This is a genomic window from Parabacteroides sp. APC149_11_2_Y6 (assembly GCF_054506995.1).
In genome coordinates, this window is the sequence record NZ_CP173709.1 from 5,113,880 (window position 1) to 5,140,000 (window position 26,121).

19 protein-coding genes, 2 tRNA genes and 2 rRNA genes (1 of these 23 running past the window's edge) are annotated in these 26,121 nt (G+C 40.4%); all 23 read left to right on the forward strand.

The features are described from left to right. The first annotated feature begins 17 nt into the window (after window positions 1-17). Window positions 18-1,412 carry a glycoside-pentoside-hexuronide (GPH):cation symporter gene (locus ACGE0T_RS20795; protein ID WP_459188482.1) on the forward strand — a complete coding sequence of 465 codons (1,395 nt, stop codon included), beginning with the start codon at window positions 18-20 and terminating at the stop codon, window positions 1,410-1,412. Between the two features lie 10 nt (window positions 1,413-1,422). Further along, complete coding sequence (locus ACGE0T_RS20800; protein ID WP_459188483.1) at window positions 1,423-2,757, forward strand: hypothetical protein; 1,335 nt, start codon at window positions 1,423-1,425, stop codon at window positions 2,755-2,757. Window positions 2,758-2,778: 21 nt separating this feature from the next. Beyond that, window positions 2,779-3,450, forward strand: coding sequence for a DUF4867 family protein (locus tag ACGE0T_RS20805; RefSeq protein ID WP_459188484.1), 672 nt, complete (start codon window positions 2,779-2,781; stop codon window positions 3,448-3,450). A gap of 18 nt (window positions 3,451-3,468) precedes the next feature. Continuing rightward, window positions 3,469-4,296 (forward strand): transketolase, encoded by an 828-nt coding sequence (locus ACGE0T_RS20810; RefSeq protein ID WP_459188485.1) that lies wholly within the window; start codon window positions 3,469-3,471, stop codon window positions 4,294-4,296. An 18-nt stretch (window positions 4,297-4,314) separates the two neighbouring features. Then, window positions 4,315-5,265: a transketolase family protein gene (locus ACGE0T_RS20815; RefSeq protein ID WP_459188486.1), complete on the forward strand. Its 951-nt coding sequence runs from the start codon at window positions 4,315-4,317 to the stop codon at window positions 5,263-5,265. A gap of 4 nt (window positions 5,266-5,269) precedes the next feature. Beyond that, window positions 5,270-5,746, forward strand: coding sequence for an RpiB/LacA/LacB family sugar-phosphate isomerase (locus ACGE0T_RS20820; RefSeq protein ID WP_459188487.1), 477 nt, complete (start codon window positions 5,270-5,272; stop codon window positions 5,744-5,746). A 7-nt stretch (window positions 5,747-5,753) separates the two neighbouring features. Beyond that, window positions 5,754-6,920, forward strand: coding sequence for an iron-containing alcohol dehydrogenase (locus ACGE0T_RS20825; protein WP_459188488.1), 1,167 nt, complete (start codon window positions 5,754-5,756; stop codon window positions 6,918-6,920). A 17-nt stretch (window positions 6,921-6,937) separates the two neighbouring features. Next, a complete protein-coding gene (locus tag ACGE0T_RS20830) occupies window positions 6,938-7,669 on the forward strand; it encodes a TSUP family transporter (protein WP_459188489.1) in 732 nt (243 codons plus the stop codon). 32 nt (window positions 7,670-7,701) lie between these two features. Further along, window positions 7,702-8,631, forward strand: coding sequence for a hydroxypyruvate isomerase family protein (locus tag ACGE0T_RS20835; RefSeq protein ID WP_459188490.1), 930 nt, complete (start codon window positions 7,702-7,704; stop codon window positions 8,629-8,631). Between the two features lie 26 nt (window positions 8,632-8,657). Beyond that, the gene (locus ACGE0T_RS20840; protein ID WP_459188491.1) at window positions 8,658-9,575 is read left to right on the forward strand and encodes a sugar phosphate isomerase/epimerase family protein; all 918 of its coding nucleotides are present in this window, start codon (window positions 8,658-8,660) and stop codon (window positions 9,573-9,575) included. Window positions 9,576-9,593: 18 nt separating this feature from the next. Continuing rightward, window positions 9,594-10,970, forward strand: a complete 1,377-nt coding sequence (locus ACGE0T_RS20845) for a Gfo/Idh/MocA family protein (protein WP_459188492.1) — start codon at window positions 9,594-9,596, stop codon at window positions 10,968-10,970. A 65-nt stretch (window positions 10,971-11,035) separates the two neighbouring features. After that, window positions 11,036-11,821 carry a 3-keto-disaccharide hydrolase gene (locus tag ACGE0T_RS20850; RefSeq protein WP_459190529.1) on the forward strand — a complete coding sequence of 262 codons (786 nt, stop codon included), beginning with the start codon at window positions 11,036-11,038 and terminating at the stop codon, window positions 11,819-11,821. Window positions 11,822-11,938: 117 nt separating this feature from the next. Continuing rightward, window positions 11,939-15,130 (forward strand): SusC/RagA family TonB-linked outer membrane protein, encoded by a 3,192-nt coding sequence (locus ACGE0T_RS20855; RefSeq protein ID WP_459188493.1) that lies wholly within the window; start codon window positions 11,939-11,941, stop codon window positions 15,128-15,130. An 11-nt stretch (window positions 15,131-15,141) separates the two neighbouring features. Next, a complete protein-coding gene (locus tag ACGE0T_RS20860; protein ID WP_459188494.1) occupies window positions 15,142-16,911 on the forward strand; it encodes a RagB/SusD family nutrient uptake outer membrane protein in 1,770 nt (589 codons plus the stop codon). Between the two features lie 21 nt (window positions 16,912-16,932). Continuing rightward, window positions 16,933-17,601, forward strand: a complete 669-nt coding sequence (locus ACGE0T_RS20865; protein WP_459188495.1) for a DUF3823 domain-containing protein — start codon at window positions 16,933-16,935, stop codon at window positions 17,599-17,601. A 268-nt stretch (window positions 17,602-17,869) separates the two neighbouring features. Next, entirely contained in the window at window positions 17,870-18,883 is a 1,014-nt protein-coding gene (locus ACGE0T_RS20870; RefSeq protein ID WP_459188496.1) for a LacI family DNA-binding transcriptional regulator, read from the forward strand. Window positions 18,884-18,952: 69 nt separating this feature from the next. Beyond that, window positions 18,953-19,384 (forward strand): ribose 5-phosphate isomerase B, encoded by a 432-nt coding sequence (gene rpiB / locus ACGE0T_RS20875; protein WP_459188497.1) that lies wholly within the window; start codon window positions 18,953-18,955, stop codon window positions 19,382-19,384. A gap of 129 nt (window positions 19,385-19,513) precedes the next feature. Then, a complete protein-coding gene (locus tag ACGE0T_RS20880; protein ID WP_459188498.1) occupies window positions 19,514-20,398 on the forward strand; it encodes a sugar phosphate isomerase/epimerase family protein in 885 nt (294 codons plus the stop codon). 35 nt (window positions 20,399-20,433) lie between these two features. After that, entirely contained in the window at window positions 20,434-21,414 is a 981-nt protein-coding gene (gene pfkA / locus ACGE0T_RS20885; RefSeq protein ID WP_459188499.1) for a 6-phosphofructokinase, read from the forward strand. Between the two features lie 728 nt (window positions 21,415-22,142). After that, a 16S ribosomal RNA gene (locus ACGE0T_RS20890) occupies window positions 22,143-23,665 on the forward strand. Window positions 23,666-23,816: 151 nt separating this feature from the next. Next, window positions 23,817-23,890: transfer RNA gene (locus tag ACGE0T_RS20895), tRNA-Ile, on the forward strand. 131 nt (window positions 23,891-24,021) lie between these two features. After that, window positions 24,022-24,095, forward strand: a tRNA-Ala gene (locus tag ACGE0T_RS20900). 163 nt (window positions 24,096-24,258) lie between these two features. Next, window positions 24,259-26,121, forward strand: a 23S ribosomal RNA gene (locus ACGE0T_RS20905) (it continues 1,015 nt past the right edge of the window). Together the 16S and 23S rRNA genes with 2 tRNA genes alongside form the textbook arrangement of a ribosomal RNA operon.

The following is a 26,121-nucleotide window of genomic DNA, read 5'->3' on the forward strand; positions in this document are numbered from 1 at the left end:
TTAAATAATTGTATATTATGAAAGAAGGACAAAAAATAGCTTCCCGTTTGTCATTTAGAGAAAAGTTCTCATATGGCCTTGGAGATGTGGGTAATAATTTTCTGTTTGACATGGGGCAGATTTACCTGCTCAAGTTTTACACCGATTCTTTAGGGCTTCCGCCATCTGTGGCAGGAATGCTTTTCCTGGTGACCAAACTATTGGATGGTTTTACAGATATTGGGGTCGGAACATGGATTGACAGTAGAAAGAAATATGGAAAGCTCGGGAAGTTTCGTCCTTTTATGCTTTATGCCACAGTTCCTTTGGCATTGTGTACAGCTGTAAGTTTTTATGTACCGGATTTCGAACTTAATGGCCGGATTATTTGGGCGTATTTATCTTATGCATTATTTGGGTTGGCATATACCATATTTAATATTCCTTATGGTTCCATGATACCGGCAATGACTAAGGAACCGGTAGAAAGATCCAGTATGGCATCTTTTCGTTGGGCCGGTGCCACTATGGGCTTATTAATTACTTCTGTTGCATTTATTCCGTTGGTTACAATTGCATCAGATTTGTTTGGCCCGAGGTATAGTTATTTTGCAGCGGCAAGTGTATTTGCAGTGCTGGGCTGTACTCTTCAGTTAACGTGCACTTTGAATGTAAAAGAACGGTACGTTGAACAAAAACCGAAAGAAGTAAAAGGAAGTCTTATAAAGAGTTATCTTGGTATAGCAAAGAATGCCCCGTTATTGATACTTTGTCTTGTCAATTTGTTAACATTTTCAGCTTTCAATGTGAAACTTGCTGTCCAGGTTTATTTTTGTGAATATGTTTTACATGATATTTCGGTTGTTCCTTATTTAGGCTTTTTTTCAATTGGTTGTGTTTTCATAGGTATAGCGTGCGTACAACCTTTAGTACGTCGTATGGGAAAGAAAGCTACCTATGTATTAGGAGCAATAATTTGGGGTGGTGCCGATATTGTGGCATTATTTTTAGCAAACAATACAATCTCATTTATAATTTTTGCATGTATTGCTTTTTACGGAACAGCATTTATCAATACGTTAAATTGGGCTTTGATTTCAGATGCTGTTGAGTATGGAGAGTGGAAAACGGGTTTACGTTCGGAAGGTGTGATTTATTCATTTTTTACATTTTTCCGTAAGCTATCTCAGGCTTTGGCAGGGTTCATCCCTGGAGTTATTTTGGCGGCAGTAGGTTATGTTGCCAATCAACAACAGACACCCCAGGCGATCGAAGGTATTCGTGGATTAATGTTCCTTTATCCAGGGGCATTAGCAATTGCAACTTTTCTGATTATGTATTACGGGTATAAACTTACTGATAAACGGTACGAGGAGATCGTACGGGAAATGGATGAACGGAAAAAACAAGGTTCAACAAGTATAAATCAATAATAAAATGGATATGAAACTAAATGTTGCATTTTTCTCTAATGGACGATTAACATTTTCTGTTCCAGATGCAGAAGCAAATAGAATAGCTTCTGTTAGGATGTTGGAGAACGTTTTTGGTCGGATTTTGACTTCGGAGGAGTTGTTGACTGCTCCGGAAATGGTGGGGAAGTTTGCCGATACACTTACTCAGCCTGATTTGATTATATATCAGTGTACAACATTTATAGGAGCAGATTTTATGACCGAGATAACTCGCCGGTTTAAATGCCCGATTGCGATATGGTCTGTAAGAGAACCTTCAATTGACGGGGGGCGTTTGAAGCTAAACTCATTAACCGGAGCTTTTTCTGCAGGAAATTGTTTGTTTACCCAAGGTATACCATTCCGGTTCGTGTTTGGTAATCCCGAGGATACTACAGTTGTAGAGCAATTTAAGAAAATTGAGGCATCATTGATGCTTATAAAGAAACTGCAATCTTTAGTGATAGGTGTTGTAGGTATCCAGCCTCCTGGTTTTTCGTTCGGAGCTATAGACCAATCTTTGTTGTCGGAAGTTTTTGGTATTCGGTTGGTACAGACTGAAGCTGCGGAAATAATGAAAGAGGCGGCTGCGTTGTCCTCTGAAGAATATCTTCCGGTATTATCGGAATTAAAAAATCGTTCGAATGGCTTGGATAAAATTCCAAGTGAAAATCAGGAAAAGTATGCCCGGTTACGTAAAGCATATCAAAATTTCATTGACCGGAATGGAATACAAGCTATTGCATCCCGTTGCTGGCCAGATTTCTTCACAGGTTTCGGAGCTCCTGTTTGTGCGGTTCTGTCTATGTTGAATGATAATGGTATTCCGGCATCTTGTGAAACTGATTTGGGTGGGGTGATAACCATGTTTATCGCTTCTGCATTTTCTAAAGGATCTGTTTATTTCGGAGATCCGGTGGCTGTAGATGAGAGCTGTGACGGTATTGTGTTCTGGCATTGCGGAGCAGGTGCAACTTGTCTGTCACGTAAGAAAGAAGGAGCTGGTATCGGGGTACATCCGAATCGAAAAATAGGACCAACTATGGAGTTTGGTTTGCAAGCAGGAGAGGTGACAGTAGTCCGTTTGGGTAAGGGGAAAAACGGTTTCCGTTTCTTTGCTATGCATGGAGAAGCTTTGGACGAACCGCAAAAATTTTTCGGAACATCTGTTGTTGTCCGTCCTGCGAAAGGAAATGCTTCAGGGAAGGTTCGAGAAATTGCGGAAGATGGATGGGAACCTCATTTTGTTGTGGCTTATGGTGATATAATGGAAGAATTGAAAATGTTTTGTCAGTATCTGTCTATTGAATTAATTGAGTATTAGTGACTTAAAAAGAATGATGAAATGAAGCTGGAAGAATTACAAAAGTTAAATCCTCATATTTCAATAAAAAAGATATGTGACGATGCTTTTACTCCTTATGGAAAATTGATTGCAGAATATGACTTTTCCGATTTGATTTCTTTTATGGAGAGGAATACGGAAATACCAGCTGAAGGGAATTGCTATATCGCTTCTGTCCCTAAATTGGAGGAGATGCCGGTAAAAGGAGAGTTGGAAAATGAATTTTATGGAGAAATGCCTATTCAAATCGGTTATTGCAATGGTCAAAATTCGACATTGAACGGTTTGGAATACCATAAAGGAAGTGAAGTGGATATAGCAGTTACGGATTTAGTACTTATGCTTGGAAAACTTCAAAGAGTCCAGGATAAGGAGTATGATGTGAAGGATGTAGAGGTCTTTTATGTTCCAAAAGGGACAGCTTTGCAATTATATGAAACGACTTTGCATTTTAGCCCTTGTAAAGTCTCCGGTTCAGGCTTTAAATGTGTGGTTGTACTGCCGAAAGGTACGAATACGGAACTGAAAACTTTTGAAGCGGCAGCTTCAAAAGACGTTCTTCTATTTGCAAAGAATAAATGGTTGATAGCTCATCCGCAGCGTATTCCTTTAATTCAAAAGGGTGCTTATCCGGGTATCAAAGGTGAGAATATAGAAATTAAAATAGTATAGAATTCAAAAAAATCCGTTATGGAAAAAGAAGAAATGAAAAAACTGGAAGAAAAAGCCAGGGAGATTAGAAAAATAACAATCGATACGATTGGGTATTTGGGAGTTGGTCATATCGGTGGAGCATTATCGATAGTGGATGTTTTGACTATCCTGTATTATAAGTATATGGATGTTTCCTGTGATAATCCTCGAAAAGAGAACCGGGATAAATTAGTTTTATCCAAAGGACATGCGGGGCCGGCTTTGTACAGTGTATTGGCTAATAAAGGCTTTTTCCCAGAGGAATGGCTGCATACGTTAAATGTGGGAGGTACTCGTTTACCCAGTCATTGTGATATGAACCGTACTCCAGGGATTGACATGACTACCGGTTCGCTGGGACAGGGCATATCAACGGCAATAGGACTTGCCCTTGCAAATCGTTTGAATAAGATAGATAACAAAGTCTATTTGATAATTGGAGATGGGGAATCGAATGAAGGACAGATTTGGGAAGGTGCTATGGCTGCATCTCACTATAAACTGAATAATCTGATTGCTTTTACCGATAATAATAGAATGCAGATCGATGGTTATGTCAGCGATGTCATGGATATCGAAGATATAGGGGCAAAATGGAATGCTTTCGGTTGGTTCGTACAGCGAGTGAACGGACATGATTTTGAAGACATGGCAATGGCTATAGACCGAGCTAAAAAAGAAACTATCCGTCCTTCTATGATTATTTTGGATACGATAAAAGGAAAAGGTGCCTTTTTCGCAGAAAAGAAATTAGAAAGTCATAATATGAATTTCGATTATGATACTGCGCGAAAAGCATGTGAGCTATTAGATCAAAATAAATAAATCAAAAAAGAAAATGATATGAGCCAGAAAGAGATGAGAGCTGTTTATGCACAGACATTGATAGAGCTTGCTGAGAAAGATGATCGGATAGTTATCCTTGAAGCTGATTTGATGAAAGCATCAGGAACTACCTGCTTTAAAAATATGTATCCCGATAGAACTTTTGATATGGGTGTAGCTGAGGCGAATATGGTAGGTGCTGCAGCCGGTTTGTCTGCTGGAGACAAAATACCTTTTGCCACAACATTTGGTTGTTTTGCTTCCCGGAGAGCGTATGATCAATTTTTTATATCGGCTAATTATGCTCACCTGAATGTAAAGCTGGTTGGTACGGATCCGGGCGTATCTGCAGCTTTCAACGGAGGTACCCATATGTCTTTTGAAGATATGGGTATTATGCGGGATGTTCCAAAGCTTATTGTTTTTGAACCCAGCGATCCGGTATCATTAAAACAGTTGGTAAAAGAGAGTGCCTATTATGAAGGATGCACGTACATGCGCTTGCATAGGAAACCATTACCGGAACTGTATGACGAAAATGAAACTTTCGAATTAGGAAAAGGAAAAGTATTAAAAGACGGATCGGATGTAACATTGATTGCATGTGGCGGTATTATGGTTGGTGAAGCGTTGAAAGCTTGGCAACAATTGAAAGAGAAAGGAGTTTCCGCAGCAGTTATTGACATGCATACAATTAAACCGATAGACAAAGACCTGGTACTGAAGTATGCAAAGCAAACAGGTGCGATTGTTACTTGCGAGAACCATCAGATCATGAACGGGTTGGGATCGGCAGTATCGGAAGTCTTATCTGAGAACTATCCGATTCTTATGAAAAGGATAGGAATCGAAGATGAGTTCGGGGAAGTCGGTACGCAGAGTTATTTGCAGGAACGATTTGGATTAACAGCCGAACATATTGTGGAAGTGACCTTGAATTTATTAAAACAATCATCATATAAAAAATAGAAAAATGGAAAAGATTATAATCGGATGTACACGTGCGGGATTGACTCTGAAAAAAGATTTGATTGCTTATCTTGAAAATAAAGGATATCAGTTGGAAGATGTTGGAATGAAAGAAGATGGCGAGTTTGTCCCTTATCATAAAGCTGCTGCTGCTGTGGCCAAAGGTGTTTCTTCCGGTGCATATGATAAAGGTATCATTATTTGCGGTACTGGAGCCGGAAGTGTAATTACTGCTGCAAAATTCAAAGGGGTTTATCCTGTACATGTGACTAATACATTCATGGCAGCACAGGCAAAAGCTGTAAATAATTGTAATGTGCTTGTTTTTGGTGAATGGCTGACACCGGGCAAACATGCATGTCTGATGCTTGATGCCTGGCTGGAAACCAACTTTACGGATGGAGTTGCAGACGACTGGAAAATTTTCTTAGCCAATTGTGTCAAAGAAATCGGCGAGTTGGAAGATACAAATCTAAAATGAAAACAAAATGTTTGAACAGATTATAACAGGAACAAAAATAATAGGAACAGATCATCTGGCAGCAGATGATCTGGATAGATTGATTTTCTATTGTAAAGGGGGCGCTGCTAACGTATGTGTTATAATGGATAATAATTCATTAAAATTACGGGATGAGATGTTGGCAGATTTACAGAAAATACGCAAAGTAGAAGTATTGAATCAAGTCTTTCCAAATCCGAAAGTCGAAGATATCATGTCGATGGTAAATGCTCTTGAAGGCAAGGATATCAATATTGTTATAGGTATTGGCGGAGGTAGTTCTTTGGATTCTGCTAAAGGGGTAGCTGCAATTTTAAGTAATGGAGGGGATTTGGACGATTACTTGGGAGCTTCAGCCACAAGAAAAATTGAAAAACGTGATGTTCAATTAGTTTTGATACCGACTACAGCCGGAACCGGTTCTGAAGTAACCAAAGTGGGAGTCTATACTTCCCGTAGTGGCCGGAAATATACATTGGGCTCTCCATTAATGCAGGCTGATATAGCACTTCTGGTGACAGATTATGTGAAAGATCTTCCTCCGGCTATCACAGCTTCAACTGCTTTTGACGCTTTATCTCATGCCTTGGAAACATTATGGAATAAGAATGCGACTCCTTTGACGGACAGAATGGCGATTGAGAGTGCCGTACATATTTTGCAATGGATGGAAATCGCTTATGATAGTTCCATCTCGGGAGGAACAGCAGGTAGGAAGGAGATGCTCGAGGGTGCTTGTATGGCAGGTACGGCCTTTAATATAACAGGAACAGCAGCAGTTCATGCCCTTTCATTTATTTTCTCGGAAGAATGGCATGTACCTCATGGAGTAGCTTGTGCTTTTACACTGGAAGATGTTTTTCAATTGAATCTTCGGGATGAGAAAACAAGAATGCGTCTGGTACAGATAGCTCGTAAGTTGTTTGATGGGGATACGGAAGAAGCGTTACTGTCTTCTTTGTTAGACCGTATTATAACCTTGAAGAAAAAATTTGGATTACCGTTGTCTTTGAAGGATTTGAACATAGAACTTTCGGATGAACAGGTAAATGAATTGTTTGATAAATCATTGGATGATCCGAAAATGAAAAATAACAGTGTCAAGGTAGACTCTCGTATAATTTTCGAATTGATTAAAGGTAAAATGAAATAAAACGTCTGATCGTGTCAATGTTTGAGATTTTATTTTTGGTAGGGCTCATCATCTTTGTCACCCATACACTGGAAGCGATAACAGGTTTTGGTTGTACGGTTTTGGCTTTTCCATTTGTGATTTTCCTGATGGATGATTTGGAGCAGGCTAAAATAGTGTTATCTATTTTGGCTTGGGCATTGGCAGCCTATTTTGTAGTAACGAAGTTTAGTTCTATTAATTGGAAACAATTTGGAATAATCCTGTTACTGGCAGGTTTGGGGTTGCCTTTGGGAATTCTGATGTTTAAAAATTTGGATGCAGCTCTTCTGAAAAAAATACTGGGCGTTTTTATTATCATATCTGCTGCTGTACAATTGTTCAAATGCTATGTACCGGATAAGGGTAATTGGAAGCTTCCCTCGTTTGTAGGTTATTTATTTCTTTTTGTCGGAGGTATTGTACATGGAGCGTTTGCCGTGGGGGGACCTTTGATAGTATTGTATTCGGCGGGTAAATTGCCTGATAAATCACAATTCAGGGCAACGATGTGCCTTTTATGGACAACTCTAAATACAGTATTGATTCTACAATATATGAATGAAGGGAGCCTGACTTTGAAAATCGGACAGGACTTATTGTTCTTGTTACCCTTTTTGATTGCAGGTATTGTAGTTGGCGAATTAATTCATAAGAAGGTTAGCGAGATCCTTTTTCGAAAGCTTATTTTTTCATCCTTGTTTTTGGTTGGTGTGGCAATGGTTGTTTAGGGAGAATGGTATAATAAATAAAGAACAAACTTATGGAACGAAGGAATTTTATCAAGAAGGCCGCTTGCGGTATAGCCTTTACCGGTGTAAGTAGAAACGTTTTTTCTACCACCTCGGAATCTTCAAGGCCCATAATTTCCAATAAAGCGAAGTTTACAATGAAGTATGCTCCGACATTGGGAATGTTTAATGCACATGCCGGTAAAGACCCTATTGATAATCTTAAGTTTATAGCAGATCAGGGTTTCCGGGCTGCTTACGATCTAGGATTGGTAGGCCGTCCGCCAGCCGAGCAGGAAAAGATAGCGAATGAGGCACAGCGTCTAGGGTTGGAATTGGGCCAGTTTTCCCTGAAAACAGCAGGAGGCATACATTTTGTATTGAATGATTCTTCCAGCCGAGAATGGATGAAAAAAAAGATGGAGGCAGGTCTGGAAGTCCAAAAACGGACTGGAATAAATAAGGGGCTTGTTGTTTTGGGGAACATTGACCCGAAGTTGCATTTAGAATATCAGACGGCAAATGTTATTGATAATTTACGGATGTGTTGTGATATAGTTGGAAACGCAGGACTGGAATTAGTTTTAGAGCCGTTAAATACCTTGATTAATCATCCTGGAGTATTTCTTACACGAACGTCTCAGGCAAAAATGATTTGTGTAGCGGTTAACCATCCCTGTTGTAAGTTGGTAGATGACTTGTATCATCAGCAGGTTACGGAAGGAAATTTAATACCTAATCTGGAAATGTGTTGGGATCATATTGGTTCAATCCATATAGGAGATAATCCGGGCCGTAACGAACCGACAACCGGTGAGATAAACTATACGAATATATTCCAGTATCTTCATAATAGGGGGTATAACGATATTTTATCTTGTGAACATGGGAAAAGTAAGCCGGGTAAAGAAGGTGAGCTGGCTGTTATTAAAGCTTATCGGGAAGTTGACCCGGATGCATAATTATCTAATTTATAAAATTGTAAAATATGGATAGAAGAAATTTTATAAAAAGAGCGGCAATGTCTTCATTGTTGTTGGCAGGAACGGGATTCGTCTCATCTTCTTGCTCAAGGGTAACACCTAATATTCGATGGTCGATGGGCTGGATATTGTGGCGTGATTATAAAAGTGAGAAAATCTCTTTATCTAAAGCTATTGAGGATATTTCAAACCTGGGATTGGATGGGATCGAGTTTACCCCCCGTAAAGATGAATTAAGTAAGCATGGTTTCACTCGTGAAAGTTTCCGTGATTTGTTAGCGGAAAAAAAATTGTCGGTGACCGGTAATTATTTCGGACGCAAATTTTACGATCCGGCGCAGAAAGATACCATAATTTCAGATTTTAAGCAGACAATGGAGAATCTGAGTTTTTATAATTCCAAGACGGTGGTTATCGGTCCTCCCGGACGTGCACAGGGGGATATAAATGAAATGATAAAGGGGACTGCTCCTGTTCTAAATGAACTGGGCAAGATAGCCAAAGACGCCGGATTGCAAATCTGCTTGCATCCACATGTTAATACGATAGTGGAAACACCGGACGAAATAGATTTGATTATGGAGCTTACAGATCCTGATTATGTTTTGATGGCTCCTGATACAGGACATATTCAACTAGGGGGAGGAAATGTTGTCGACATTGTCCGGAAGTATAAAAACAGACTTGGCTATTTTCATCTGAAGGATACAACAGGGGTGTTTAAACGTCCCTCTTTTGGTCCTAATCTCAGGGAATTGGGAAAAGGAGAAGTAGATTTTCCGGGAGTAATGGAGATTTTGAAGGAGGTTAAATATCAAGGCTGGTTGAATGTAGAACAAGACCATACGTTTTTGACTCCGACAGAATCTGCAACGGAAAGTATGAAATACATCAGTACGAAACTGAAACCTATCTATACCTGATAAAAAATAAGAAATAATATGAAAAAAGATAATTTGTTGAGCAGGAGAGCTTTTTTGTCGGGAATGGCTTTGACCGGAACTGCAGGTTTACTGGGAACGGGAAGCAGTCTATTGACGTCCTGTAGTAATACTGCGACTGAAAAGCCGGTTCCTTTAAAGGCAGGAAAGGAATGGTATATTCCTGAATCTTTACCGGATAAGGCTGTGGACGGTATTCCTTTGAAGGCCGGATTGATTGGTTGTGGACGACGGGGGGCTGGCGCCTTGGTTGACTTGCTGAAGGCGGCATCCGGTATCACAGTTGTTGCTCTGGGGGATGTCTTTCAGGATCAGATTGACGAGGTTCGTAAAATGCTGAAAAAAAAGTTTAATCAGGATGTAGTTGACGATCATTGCTTTACAGGCTTTGACAGTTATCAGAAAGTGATCGATTCAGGAGTCGATATTGTTCTGCTGACGACACCACCGGCGTTCAGACCTCTTCATTTCAAAGCTGCTGTGGAAGCAGGCAAGCATGCTTTTCTAGAAAAACCTGTAGCCGTGGATCCGGTGGGAGCCCGTTCGGTTATGGCTACTTCTAAAGTTGCTGTTTCGAAAGGACTGTCTGTTATTGCCGGTACGCAACGGCACCATAATCGAAAATATATAGAAGGATACAAACAAGTCCGGAGCGGATTGATTGGGGAAATCATATCAGCTAATGTTTGCTGGAATACCGGATCTCATTGGCTTCGGATGAAAGATCCCAAATGGACAGAAATGGAATGGATGATCCGGGATTGGGGAAACTGGACCTGGCTATCCGGGGATCATATAGTGGAGCAACATGTTCATAATTTGGATGTTTTTAACTGGTTTTCCGGGATAAAACCGATGAAAGCTGTAGGTATGGGCGCCCGTCAACGCCGTCAGACAGGAGACCAATATGATATGTTTAGTATTGATTATGTATATGAAGGGGGTATTCATGTCCATAGTATGTGTCGCCAGATAGACGGTTGCCGAAATAATATTTTCGAAATAATCCAGGGAAGTAAAGGTTCGTGGTCGAATAATGGTACCATTCGGGATTTGGAAGGGAATATTTTATGGCAATATGATGTGGAGAAAGAGAAAAAGGAATACCAACAGACAAATCCTTATGTTCTTGAACATGTCAATTGGATTAACCATATCCGGAATAAACAGCCTTTCAGCCAAGCGGAAGAGTCTGCTATTTCAGCGTTGACTGCTATTATGGGGCGTATATCAGCCTATACAGGGCAGGAAATATCTTGGGAGCAAATGATGGCTTCGGATATGGATTTAGTACCGGGAGAATTGTCCCTTCGGAATGTGGATTTGAGTACTTACCCGATACCGGTACCAGGTAAAAATAGAGATGTAAAAAACTAGTATTATTTATGTAACAAGGAGTTATGAGAAAAATTTTAGGATTACTTTTTTTAAGCAGTGTGTTTATGGCTTATGGGCAGGAGGATAAATATCCAGTGCCTCCCCCTATGACACATGAGATGACAGAGTTTTGGACTCCACAGCCACAAGTTGTTTCACCATGCCGGATTTTATCCAATGGATGTTTGTCTGCACCTTCTGATGCAATCATTTTGTTTGACGGCACAGATTTATCTCAGTGGGAAAAGGCGCCAGATAAGAATGTGCTGGTTAAAGGTAAAGATATGACGAAGTTTAAAAGTTCGGCAAAAAACAATTCGACCTGGACTGTTAAAAACGGAGTGTTGACAGTAAATAAGGAAGCTGGGGATATTCAGACAAAAAGAACCTTTAGTGATTTCCAGTTGCATGTAGAGTGGCGTATCCCTTCAGAGATAAAAGGGGAAGGCCAATTACGTGGAAACAGTGGGATATTTTTGCAGGGGATTTACGAAATCCAGATACTGGATTCCTATAAGAATGTGACATATGCTAATGGACAAAGCGGAAGTATTTACAAACAAACGGCTCCTTTGGTTAATGCCATGTGTCAGCCGGGCGAATGGAATACATATGATATTATTTATACAGCTCCTGTTTTTAAATCGGATGGCACTTACCGCTCACGTCCGAAAGTAACGATTCTGCATAATGGGGTTCTAATACAAAATAATACAGATATTCAGGGGACAACCCCCTATATCGGATTACCTCAAGTAGTGAAACATGGTGCAGGACCTATCCGTTTGCAGGCACATGGAGATGCCAGTGCACCCATTAGTTTTCGTAATATATGGATTCGAGAACTTTAAAATAAAGTTCCTGGATAGCTTGGGATTATTATTGTAAAGATGAGTGATGCCAGAGCGTTTTGTAGTTCTGGTCCATAATTTACATAATTGTCAACCTATAAATTTAAAAATTACAATATGACATTTAAGATTGAAAAAACACGTGCTAAAGAAATACAAATCAGAAAAGCCCATGCATGGCTTGATTTCAGATTTGTTATCATGTTCTTGTTGTCAGGGGCATTTCCCGGTTCTCTTTTTGCAGGAGACCTGCCGGGAACTAATACTATTAATTCTGTATCTGGACGGATGATTCAACAACAGGCTGGGAAAATTGTAGGGACGGTTATTGATGAATCGGATTCACCGCTTGTTGGTGTTAATATCATGCTGAAAGGGAAAGATACAGGGGTAATAACCGATATGAATGGGGGATTTTCTATAGATGCTGCTCCGGGAGATGTCCTGTTAGTTTCTTATATCGGTTACGTGAGTAGAGAAATTAAAATAAAGGCAGGTAGTCCTTTGAAAATCGTATTGTCTGAAGATTTGCAGAAATTGGAAGAAGTGGTGGTTGTGGGGTATGGTACCCAAAAGAAAGCAACTATGACTGGTGCTGTCTCTGCTGTAAATGCGGATCAGATTGTAAATACGAAAAACCAATTCATATCTAATACTTTAGCTGGCAAAATTCCAGGATTACGTGTTTGGGAAAAAACAGGAGAACCGGGGGCTATAAGTATGCAGGATTTTCAAATTCGCGGGATGGGAGCGCCTTTGATTGTAGTTGATGGAGTTCCTCGCCCGGATATGAATGCCTTGGATCCAAATGAAATAGAATCTGTATCCGTATTAAAGGATGCTTCTGCTGCTATTTATGGAGTAAGAGCTGCTAATGGAGTTATTTTGATTACGACAAAAAAAGGAACTGCAGGAAAAACACAACTGAATTACAACGGTTTCTTTGGATATCAGAAAGCGATAGGATTACCGGATGTACTTGATGCTGTCGGATATATGACTTTAATGAATGAACGGGAGTTAAATAATAACCGTCCGATCCTTTTTACAAAAGAGCAAATTGATGAATATCGTAATGGAACTAAACAAAGTACAGACTGGGCTCATATGGGACAACGTGAATTTGCACCACAACAGCAGCATAATATAAGTGTAAATGGTGGAACTGAAAAAGTAACTTATTTTGTTAATTTCAGTTATCTCGATCAGGATGGTTTCTTTGAAAGTAATTCTCTGAATTATCAGCGATACAATATTCGTTCAAATATCAGTGCTCAATTGACAAAACGTATAAAAGCCGAAGCATTTATCGGTGCTTGGATGGATGACAAACAGAATATGAGTCAAAATTCGAGTCAGCTATATAAAGGTGTTTGGAGTACGGAACCAATCATCCCTGCTTATGCAAATGATAATCCTGAATATTTGAATAAGGTAGCAGACGGTTTACATCCACTGGCTATAACCGATAGAGATATAAGTGGATATAATGATCGGGAAAGAAAGAATTTTTCCGGAACATTCAATCTGGAGTATAAAATCCCATATATTGACGGATTGGTGGCGAAAGGTTCGTACAGTTATGACTACCAGGTCCAGGATAATAAGATTTTTAATAAAGCCTTTAATTTGTGGGAGTATAATAAAGATACCGATACCTATAAATCATCGGCATATATGTCCCCTTCCAAAATTAAACGTGAGTATATAAAGAAAGAGCATACGCTACTCCAATTGAGTTTGGCTTACAAAAAAAAGTTTTTGGAACATCATAATATTAATGCTTTACTCTTGTATGAAGAAGGAACCCAGCAGGCAGACAATTTTGCCGGACAGCGTGAAACAAATATGGATGTCATAGATGAAATGTTTGCCGGATATACTGAAAACCAGCAAGCAACGCAAAATTCTGGTAATATCTATAAACAGACGAATAAAGGTTTTGTTGGAAGGATAAACTATGACTATAAGTCTAAATATTTGTTTGAAGTTAGTGCACGTTATGATGGTTCTTCTAAGTTTGCTCCGGGACATAGATGGGGACTTTTCCCCTCGATATCAGGAGGATGGAGAATTTCAGAAGAAGATTTTTTTAAAAAGAAATTATCGTTTATAAATAATTTAAAGTTGCGTTTATCTTATGGAGTTATGGGATCTGATGCTTCTTCATCTTATCAATTTTTAAGTGGCTATACATATCCTTCCGGTGGCTATATGTTTGATTCTTATATAGGTGCGATAACTTCTTCCAATATTCCTAATGTAGAAATTACCTGGTATAAATCCAAAACGACAAATGTGGGATTGGACTTTACCATGTGGAATGGTCTGTTAAGTGGTTCATTTGACTATTTTGCACGAAAGCAAACAGGTCTTTTGGCAAATAGAGCTAATGCTTTACCTTCAACAATTGGGGCAAATATGTCACAGGAAAATCTGAATTCGAATAGAAGAAGTGGATTTGAAATAGAATTGTCTCACAGCCATAAGATTAATAAGTTTAGTTATAGGGTTTCAGGTAACTTTAGTTACACCAGAAGGAAAAACTTGTATAGGGAACGTGCGGAAAGTACCAGTTATTATAATGATTGGAGAAATAATGATTCAAATCGTTATTGGGATTTTATATGGGGTTATGATGTGAATGGACAGTTAGGTAGTTTTGATGAAATTTATAATGCACCCATTATGGATTCCAAGGGTAATTCATCGTTTTTCCCTGGAACTTATAATTATGAAGATTGGAATGGAGATGGTATAATAGATGCAAATGATGAGCATCCTGTAGTAGCTACCGGCGAACGTATAAATTATGGTTTTACATTAGAAGCTGCCTATGGAGGATTTGATATTTCTGCGGTATTTCAAGGAACTGGCGTAACTGTCCGCGATTTCCCTCAACAGCATTTCCAGCCGTTGATGTGGGGGCGAAACGGATTATCCCGCTTTTTGGACCGCTGGCATCGGGCAGATGAGTTTGATCCGAACAGTGAATGGATACCTGGAAAATATCCTTCTACGTTCCGTGATACACCGGCATGGAACTCTTTGCTAAGGGCTTCAAAAATGAGTAAATTGAATAGTTCTTATTTACGTTTAAAATCGTTGGAAATCGGATATTCTTTGCCTAAACCTTTATTGCAAAAAGTTGGTATTCAGGCGGCAAGAGTATATGTGAATGGTTATAACCTGCTAACATTTTCACCTGTGAATGGAATTACGGATCCCGAACGTCCGGATGATAGTGACAGTGGTTATACTTATCCAGCTAGTGCAACGTATAATATCGGTATAAATCTTACATTTTAAAACTAAAGGTTATGAAGTTATATAATTTAGCAATATTGATGTTTTTGTCTGTATTTGTAGGTTGTAATGATCTGGATGTTCCGCCTATCAATATAGTAACTGATAATGATATTTTTCAGGATAAACCAGGAGTGGATGCTTATATGTCATTGCTGTATAAGGATTTACCTTGGGAGGATTTTGTAAGATATCAAAAAGACGGTTCTGACTTTTGGTCTGGTGAGGCATTAACTTGCACAGGTGATTTTAAAGGTAATTATAGTGGTACTCAATTTCGCTGGTGGGGATATACTAGTATTAGAAATGTAAATTATCTGATTCAGGAACTTCCTAAATACAAAGACAACTTTTCTGAGAAGGATTATAATGCTTATTTAGGTGAAGCTTATCTAATACGTGCTTATTATTATTTTGGTTTGGTAAAGCTTTATGGTGGAGTTCCAATTATCAAAGAACCTCAGGATCCTGCAAAGATGACAATAGAAGAACTAAGTGTTCCGCGTGCGAAAGAACAGGCAGTGTATGATTTTATTGCAGAAGATATTGATGAATCTCTGAAATATCTATCTTGGGAATCTCCAGTAAAGGGCCGGATGAATAAAGGGGTTGCTTATGCTTTGAAAACAAGGGCAATGTTGTTTGCCGGGTCAATTGCTAAATATGGAACTGTTGATCCCTCCATGGATGGAATCTTAGGTATTCCTTCAAGTGAAGCAAACAGATATTTTAATTTGGTCATAGAGGCTGCTAAAGAACTGGAAAAAAGCGGAAGATACGAATTATATAAACAGAAGTATCCGGACAAATTTGCAAACTATTATGCTATTTTTTATGATGAAACGAATGCGAATAAAGAAGTGATTTTTGCTGAATATTTCCATTATCCGGAGAAAACACATCGATATGACCGTTATTTTATCCCTTGGCAGATGCGTAGTCCTGCCAATTCATCTTCTCGCATGAATCCTACATTGGATTTAATAGAAACGTATGATGATGTAGATGGTAATCCTTTTGTTTTGGAAACGGGCCCTGCAAATAATCCTATTCGTTATGAGGATCGTATGGATTTATTTGCAAAAGCGGAACCTCGTTTAAGGGCTACGGTAATATTTCCGGGTGATGTGTTTAAAAATGAGGTTATAGATGTCCAAAATGGTATTTATCCTACGTTTTCTCCAAATGCAAAACCTAAAATATCTTCGGACTTTAATGCGATGTACGAAGGAAGGCCTATTATAGGAAAGAGTGGTCCTGGAACTGCCGAAACAACAACTTCCGGATTTTATTTTCGTAAATATTGTGATGAAACTTTGCCTAGTGCCAATTGTGATAAGATGGAAGCCCATCCATGGGTTGATTTGCGTTATGCGGAAGTCCTTTTAAACCGTGCGGAAGCTTTGGTTGAATTGGGAGGCTCTTCTAATGTGGAAGAAGCACGTGGAATTATTAATGAAATCAGGGATAGAGCAGGGACGAAAGCTATTCCTGTAGATAAATTTAATTTAGAAAAGGTGCGGAAAGAAAGACGTTGTGAATTGGCTTTTGAGAGACAGACTTTTTGGGATTTGATCAGATGGCGTGTTGCAGATAAGGAAATTGCGAATCGGCAGTGGAGAACTCTGGAGGTATATTATGTGCATGATGAAGGAAAATACATTTTCTTAAAAAAACAGCGTACAGAAAGAACGTATATATTCCATCCTCATACTTATTATGCATCAATTAATCCGGATCATATAAAGACTAATAAGAGCTTGGTTCAAAATCCTGGTTATTAATTAAATATAAATTTGACAGATATGAATAAACTATTCAATATTGTTGGTGTAATATTAATGCTTTTTTTAGGTGCGTGTGGTATGGATGATTTTGCCGAACCAGACGAAACACTTAGAGGAGCGGTGATTGACAAGTTCACAAATGAACCTATTCAGACGGAACAACCGAATGGATATAGAATAAAGCTGGAGGATATAGGGTGGTCTGATACTCCTGTTCCCTTATATTTCTGGGGAAAGGCAGATGGAACGTTTCAGAATACGAAAGTTATGGCCAGTCAATATATTGTTACTCCAGTAGAAGGGGCTTTTTTACCTGTTGACAGTGTAATATTGGATATAAAAGGGACTGTTGAGCAGAATTTTATAGTAACTCCTTACGTCTCTATAGATCTAGTGGAGGTTAAAACGGAAAATAAGACGATAAAAGTTACTTATAAAGTTATCAATCGTGGAAATACGGATTTACAGGAGGCTGTCGTTTATGTCGGTTTGAATAATCCTAATATTGGAGTGAATTTTTCGACAAAATCTGTAAAAAGAACATTGAAAAAAACAGATTCAGGGGTTCAATTTACAAATGAAATTAAAGATTTGTCTTCTGGAACTTATTACGTTAGGGTTGCAGCAAGAGCTAAGAATCCGAGTAATCGCTATAATATGACTAAAGTAATGAAAGTTGAATTGTAGAAAAAGGAGCTATCTAGTCAGTCTCATCCTTCTTATTTTTTAGAGGATGAGCTGACTTTAGATAACTATATTTCAGGTTATGTGAAAATGAGGTTTGGCGAGTTTATTTAATTGGATATTGATTAATCGATCGTAGAGAAATAGAATAGAATGTTTATTAAACTATTCTATTGGGAAAGTCATGTATATATTTTTTTATATAATTGAGTAATTCATTTATTCGACGTTATCTGTAAAAATTATTAATTTTGTAAAAACCAAATAATGTATGAATGATAGAAAGATTGCAAAAGTATCTATGCAGCATATTGCAGATGCAGCCGGGGTTGCTCGGTCCACTGTATCTTTTGTTCTGAATGGAAAGCAAAAGGAAGGTCGTATAAGTGATGAACTGGCAAAGAAAGTATTAGAGACTGCAAAGAAAATGAATTATCAATTCAATGAAGTTGCTCGTAGTCTCCGTACAGGATGTACTCGTACGATTGCACTTGTGGTCGCAAATATTGCAGATGTGTTTTTCGGGACGTTAGCCTATCATCTTCAGGAATATACTGAGAAAAAAGGTTATGCTTTGATTGTGGTTAATACCGGTGAAAAGAAAGAGCGTTTGGAACCTATATTCAGAATGTTGACAAATAGGTCTGTTGACGGCATTATTATGGTTCCGGTTTCTAATATAGAAGAAGAAACTATTGAAAGCCTGAATCCAAACATTCCGATGATTTATATAGACCGGTATTTTAAAAGTTTTCATACGAGTCGGGTTATCATTGATAATTATGAAATATCCAAAACTGCAACACAGCTTTTAATAGGGAAAGGCTGTAAAAAAATAGCGATGATTACTTATAAGGAAAGTCTCATGCACATGCAAGAAAGAAAGCGGGGCTTTGTTGATGCCTTGTCTATTCTTGGTTATTACGATGAAACACTCATTTTTGAAGTGGATTATTTTAACTCGAAGAATGAAATTTCTGTATTTTTTAAAGAAAAATTGAAGGATAAACGACTTATTGACGGTGTCTTTTTAGCAACAGGAGGCATTTCATCTATAGCAGTTCGCTGTTTAATTAATATGGGGATTAAAGTCCAGAAAGATGTTCAGGTGATTGGTTTCGGTAGAATGGAAATGGCTACAGAAATACCTATTCCATATGTTAAACAGCCAATGGAGGAGATTTGTAAAAATTCGTTTGATATCCTTTTGGAACAAATCAATTCAAAGGAAAGCAAATTAATTGATTGTAAACTTCCAGCCTCAATAGTAATAGACGAGTTATAATCTGTTTTGGATGAAGAATTAGGTTTCTTAGACAGAATGAAATGAACATTGAATTTTTTAATAACAAATATGAAAACAATAGGTTTGTGTTGTGACCATGCAGGGTACGAACTTAAAGAGTATGTAAAACAATTACTTGATTCTAAAGGAGTCGTTTATAAAGATTTCGGAACAAATTCTACGGATAGTTGTGATTATCCTGATTTTGCCCATCCTCTCGCTGTTGCTGTTGAAGCTGGAGAAGTATATCCTGGAATAGCTATCTGCGGAACGGGCAATGGAATAGCTATAACATTAAACAAGCATCAGGGCGTACGGGCTGCTTTGTGTTGGAAAGAAGAAATAGCACGTTTGGCTCGTGAGCATAACGATGCGAATATTCTTGTTATGCCAGGAAGGTTTATCAGCCTGGAAGAAGCAACCCGTTCGGTGGAAACATTCCTGAATACTCCTTTTGAAGGTGGGCGGCATCAACGGAGAATTGATAAGATTCCAGTATAAGATTTTATCCTGTAGAAAATTTTACACCATACAGTTTGGCAGTGAGTATGAATGAGGTCTTATTGGGTGTAATTTGTCTTATTTTAGATATATATAATCAACTTGTTTAAGAAAATTCTAATTGAAATTATGAAACGAATACTATTTAAGCTATTATTTACTGCGCTTATTTTTGCGCTTGGAACCAGTTATACTGATATGGCATCAGCCAAAGGACTCAAAGAGCCCAAAGGGAAGATCAAAGAATTCGGTGTAATCCCCAAGCGTATTGGAGGAAAATGGTTAAAGTCGAATCCCACAGAATGCCTTGAGTATATGGCAAAAATGGGATATACACAAATGGATAACCCTATCCCTGTGGAATGGGGTATGACACGTGAAGAGCTGAAACCCTTTCTCAAATCATTAGGTATTAAGCCCGTTATCACTTCTGTAAGTCCTCAGGCTATTATTAATGAAAAAGATCGTACGGAACTTATGCAGGCCATTGAGAATGCTAAATTTTGGGGTGTCAAATATCTTGTATGCTACAGCAGTACTGGCGGTTCGCGTAACACGATAGAGGCTTGGAGAGACTGGGCGTATATTCTCAATAAGGCAGGTAAGATCTGTAAGGAAAATGGTTTGATGTTACTTTATCATAATCACGCAAAAGAGTTTGAGCTTATAAATGGTAAGAGCCCCAGTGAAGTTATGCTAGAAGTGATGGACCCTAAACTGGTAAACTATTATCTTGATGTTGCATGGGCCATAAGAGGTGGTGCCGACCCGGTTAAATTTATTAATGATAATCCTGGACGTGTGTTGTCGCTTCACTTGAAAGACCTTAAACCCAACGGCAAGACATTTGAAGATTTGGGGTTGGGAACAATCGATTATAAAGCTGTATTTTCCGCAGCCCACAAAGCCAAGGTTAAATACTATATTGTTGAAATGGATACTCCTCCTGTCGACAGTAAAACTTCAATTGAAAAATGTGCGGAATATCTGAAAACTGTAAGGTTTGAAAAATAGACGATATCTGTTTCAAAAATAAAATTTAGACCGTTATGCCTGCAGTTAAATGTATTGGTATATTGACATCCGGAGGTGATGCTCCGGGAATGAACGCAGCTATTCGCGCGGTGACGCGTTCTGCTATTTATAACGGGATGTCCGTAAAAGGGATTTACCGTGGTTATAAAGGTTTAATCACTAATGAGATCGAGGAATTTAAGACTCAGAATGTAAGTAATATAATCCAGCGTGGCGGAACAATTCTGAAAACGGCACGTTCCATGGAATTTAAAACTCCGGAAGGCCGCAAACAGGCACACGATAGATTGGTAGAGCATGGTATCGATGCATTGGTTGCCATAGGTGGTGACGGGACATTGACCGGTGCGCGTATTTTTGCCCAGGAGTTTAATATCCCTATTGTAGGACTTCCCGGAACAATCGACAACGACCTGTTTGGCACGGATGTTACGATTGGTTATGATACGGCCTTGAACACCATTATGGAATGTGTGGATAAAATCCGTGATACGGCGACTTCACACGACCGTCTTTTCTTTATAGAAGTAATGGGACGTGATGCCGGTTTCCTTGCCTTGAACGGAGCGATCGCTTCCGGTGCTGAAGCAGCTATTATTCCTGAAATCTCGATGGAAAAAGACCAGTTGGCAGAAATGATAGAGAATGGTTTCCGCAAATCCAAAAACAGCAGTATCGTGTTGGTAGCCGAAAGCGAAGTTACCGGTGGTGCTATGGGGGTTGCCGAACGTGTGAAAAAAGAATATCCTCAGTTCGATGTCCGTGTATCCATTCTTGGTCACTTGCAGCGTGGTGGTTCTCCTACGGCGCAGGATCGTATTCTTGCTACCCGTATGGGAGTTGCAGCAATCGATGCTCTGTTAGATGACCAGCGTAATGTAATGATGGGTATTCAGGATGATAAAATCGTTTATGTGCCTTTTTCGAAAGCAATAAAGAACGATAAACCGATAAACCATGATTTGTTGGATACATTAAGAGTGTCTTCTATTTAATAGAAAATAGGCTAATATTGGTTGATTCATCTCTTTTTGTTCTGGTAGAATTTTATCTTTATATTTAAGGTGCAACCGTGGCTGCTATGTGTCTTATCTGGTATTCCATTCAATCTTCCCATCAGGCAAGTTTGTTTCTTTTAATCTTTGATTACCCCTATATGTTGGGCAGTTGTGCAGTACCTGTTGCGTATCCCTGAAGCTGAACTATTGCAGGATTTTCTGTAAGTGGTAGGGCAAATAAGGTTTCCTGTAGAGGAAAAAGGGAAGAGGTAGTAAAAATCTGTCGCGTGTACGTGTACCATTAATAACCGTTCGTTATGTTAAAAAAAAGATGAAAAAAAGGCATGAAAATATTTGGAGCGTAATAGGTAGAACACTACTTTTGCACCCGCATTCGAGAGAGAACGGCGTAATAGGACATGATGGAGGAGAGGTAAGATAAATCAAGAGTAGGGGATGAGGTTAGCCAGTCTAAGCAATATGTCCAACCACTTCTGAGAGTCGGAGAAAAAACTTCAAATATTTTTGCCGAAAAATTTGGCAGATAAAAAAAACTCCTTACCTTTGCAGCCGCAATCGCAAAACAAACGAAAGCAAAAGTTCTTTGAAAGATTTACATATCAACTAAAGTAGTACAAGAAAACGTAGAAATACGAACATACCGTCAAGGAAAAGAGACTACGATAAAAAGGATAGTTATATTCTGGGCAAGACAAACAAAATTAACAACGAAGAGTTTGATCCTGGCTCAGGATGAACGCTAGCGACAGGCTTAACACATGCAAGTCGAGGGGCAGCACAGGTAGCAATACCGGGTGGCGACCGGCGCACGGGTGAGTAACGCGTATGCAACTTACCTATCAGAGGGGGATAGCCCGGCGAAAGTCGGATTAATACCCCATAAAACAGGGGTCCCGCATGGGAATATTTGTTAAAGATTCATCGCTGATAGATAGGCATGCGTTCCATTAGGCAGTTGGCGGGGTAACGGCCCACCAAACCGACGATGGATAGGGGTTCTGAGAGGAAGGTCCCCCACATTGGTACTGAGACACGGACCAAACTCCTACGGGAGGCAGCAGTGAGGAATATTGGTCAATGGGCGCGAGCCTGAACCAGCCAAGTCGCGTGAAGGATGAAGGTTCTATGGATTGTAAACTTCTTTTATATGGGAATAAAATGCGGGACGTGTCCCGTTTTGTATGTACCGTATGAATAAGCATCGGCTAACTCCGTGCCAGCAGCCGCGGTAATACGGAGGATGCGAGCGTTATCCGGATTTATTGGGTTTAAAGGGTGCGTAGGTCGTAATTTAAGTCAGCGGTGAAAGTTTGTGGCTCAACCATAAAATTGCCGTTGAAACTGGATTACTTGAGTGTGTTTGAGGTAGGCGGAATGCGTGGTGTAGCGGTGAAATGCATAGATATCACGCAGAACTCCGATTGCGAAGGCAGCTTACTAAACCATAACTGACACTGAAGCACGAAAGCGTGGGGATCAAACAGGATTAGATACCCTGGTAGTCCACGCAGTAAACGATGATTACTAGGAGTTTGCGATACAATGTAAGCTCTACAGCGAAAGCGTTAAGTAATCCACCTGGGGAGTACGCCGGCAACGGTGAAACTCAAAGGAATTGACGGGGGCCGCACAAGCGGAGGAACATGTGGTTTAATTCGATGATACGCGAGGAACCTTACCCGGGTTTGAACGCATTTGGACCGGGGTGGAAACACCCTTCTAGCAATAGCCATTTGCGAGGTGCTGCATGGTTGTCGTCAGCTCGTGCCGTGAGGTGTCGGCTTAAGTGCCATAACGAGCGCAACCCTTATCACTAGTTACTAACAGGTCAAGCTGAGGACTCTGGTGAGACTGCCAGCGTAAGCTGTGAGGAAGGTGGGGATGACGTCAAATCAGCACGGCCCTTACATCCGGGGCGACACACGTGTTACAATGGTGGGGACAAAGGGCAGCTACCTGGCGACAGGATGCCAATCTCCAAACCCCATCTCAGTTCGGATCGAAGTCTGCAACCCGACTTCGTGAAGCTGGATTCGCTAGTAATCGCGCATCAGCCATGGCGCGGTGAATACGTTCCCGGGCCTTGTACACACCGCCCGTCAAGCCATGGGAGCCGGGGGTACCTGAAGTCCGTAACCGCAAGGATCGGCCTAGGGTAAAACTGGTGACTGGGGCTAAGTCGTAACAAGGTAGCCGTACCGGAAGGTGCGGCTGGAACACCTCCTTTCTGGAGCACAGAGATATGACTATGGTGGTCTCATAAACAAGACAGTATGTTCTTGTACTACGGTTGAATATGTATTCATATATAGATCTCGACAAAAGAAGAGAGAGAAAACAAGAAGCTGGGATGACAATCCCGGGCTAGAAAAGTTGACAGTCCTATAGCTCAGTTGGTTAGAGCGCTACACTGATAATGTAGAGGTCGGCAGTTCAACTCTGCCTGGGACTACTTCTTAAAAGTTGACAGTTGACAATTGAAAGTTGACAGTTAACGATAAAGAAAAACTCAAATCCGGTTTACAGTCAGAGTGTGGGACAAAAAACAGTCCATTGTCACATTTCAACTGTCACCTGAACCTTGGGGGATTAGCTCAGCTGGCTAGAGCATCTGCCTTGCACGCAGAGGGTCAACGGTTCGAATCCGTTATTCTCCACAAAAAAAGGGATATTGGACAACATAGTTGCTTAATTGTCAACTGTCACTTGTCAACTGTCACCTGAAAAAGATCTTTGACGTATTGGACAACTTCAAAAAAAAGTAACAAAACAGAGCAAGCTGAAGATATATCAATCCGGCACTAATCGGTGCCGTGTATAAAGAAAGTAAGCAAGGGCAGACGGTGGATGCCTTGGCTCTCGGAGGCGAAGAAGGACGTGATAAGCTGCGATAAGCTTCGGGTAGGTGCAAATAACCCTTGATCCGAGGATTTCCGAATGGGGCAACCCGGTTGGTAGAAGGCCAACCATTCCGTAAGGAAGGCAAACGTGGGGAACTGAAACATCTAAGTACCCATAGGAGAAGAAAACAACAGTGATTCCGCAAGTAGTGGCGAGCGAACGCGGAACAGCCCAAACCGTTGTTGTTTAGGCAACAACGGGGTAGTAGGACCACGACGTGGCAAAAACTCAGGGAAGTGGAACGTTCTGGAAAGGACGGCAATAAACGGTGACAGCCCGGTACACGACTCCCTGATGCAGCCTAGTGGTATCCTGAGTAGCGCGGGACACGAGAAATCCTGTGTGAAACAGCGGGGCCCATCCCGTAAGGCTAAATACTCCCGAGAGACCGATAGCGAACCAGTACCGTGAGGGAAAGGTGAAAAGAACCTCGAACAGAGGAGTGAAATAGACCCTGAACCCGTCTGCCTACAAGCGGTCGGAGCCATTTTAAGTGGTGACGGCGTGCCTTTTGCATAATGAACCTACGAGTTACTTTCTCCGGCAAGGTTAAGTATTTCAGGTACGGAGCCGAAGCGAAAGCGAGTCTTAACAGGGCGGCATAGTCGGAGGGAGTAGACGCGAAACCAAGTGATCTACCCTTGGTCAGGTTGAAGGTTGGGTAACACCAACTGGAGGACCGAACCGGTAAGCGTTGAAAAGCTTTCGGATGAACTGAGGGTAGGGGTGAAAGGCTAATCAAACTTGGAGATAGCTCGTACTCCCCGAAATGCATTTAGGTGCAGCCTTTATTTAGTATAGCATGAGGTAGAGCGACTGATTGGATGCGAGGGCTTCACCGCCTATCAAGTCCAGATAAACTCCGAATGCGTGCTATATATTGATAAGGAGTGAGGGCGCGGGTGCTAAGGTCCGCGTCCGAGAGGAGAAGAATCCAGACCATCAGCTAAGGTCCCCAAATAACGGTTAAGTTGAACTAACGAAGTCAGACTGCAGAGACAGCTAGGATGTTGGCTTGGAAGCAGCCATTCATTTAAAGAGTGCGTAACAGCTCACTAGTCGAGGAGTCCGGCGTGGATAATACTCGGGCATAAACCGTTTACCGAAGCTATGGATGTGGTAACACATGGTAGGGGAGCATTCCAGTGGCGTCGAAGGTGAGGGATAACCCTTGCTGGAGTAACTGGAAAAGCAAATGTAGGTATAAGTAACGATAAAGGGGGTGAGAAACCCCCTCGCCGAAAGACTAAGGTTTCCTGATCAACGTTAATCGGATCAGGGTAAGTCGGGGCCTAAGGATAAGCCGAACGGCGATTCCGATGGAAGAAAGGGTTAATATTCCCTTACTAGTACAGTGAGCGATGTGGAGACGGAGAAGTGACAATCCTGCCATCTGACGGAATAGGTGGTTAAAGGGTGTAGACGTCGATGGGTGTAGGCAAATCCGCACCCAGAGTCGAACCTGACAGTATGCCGAGTGCTTGCACAAGGCAATATGGATGTAAACAGGCTCCCTAGAAAATCCGCTAAGCATATCATTGTAGTACCCGTACCACAAACGGACACACGTAGTTGGGTTGAAAATACTGAGGCGCTCGAGTGATTCACGGTTAAGGAACTAGGCAAATTGACCCTGTAACTTCGGGATAAAGGGTCCCACTGTAACAGGTGGGCGCAGAGAATAGGTCCAGGCAACTGTTTAACAAAAACACATGGCTGTGCGAAATAGAAATATGAAGTATACAGCCTGACACCTGCCCGGTGCTGGAAGGTTAAGAGGAG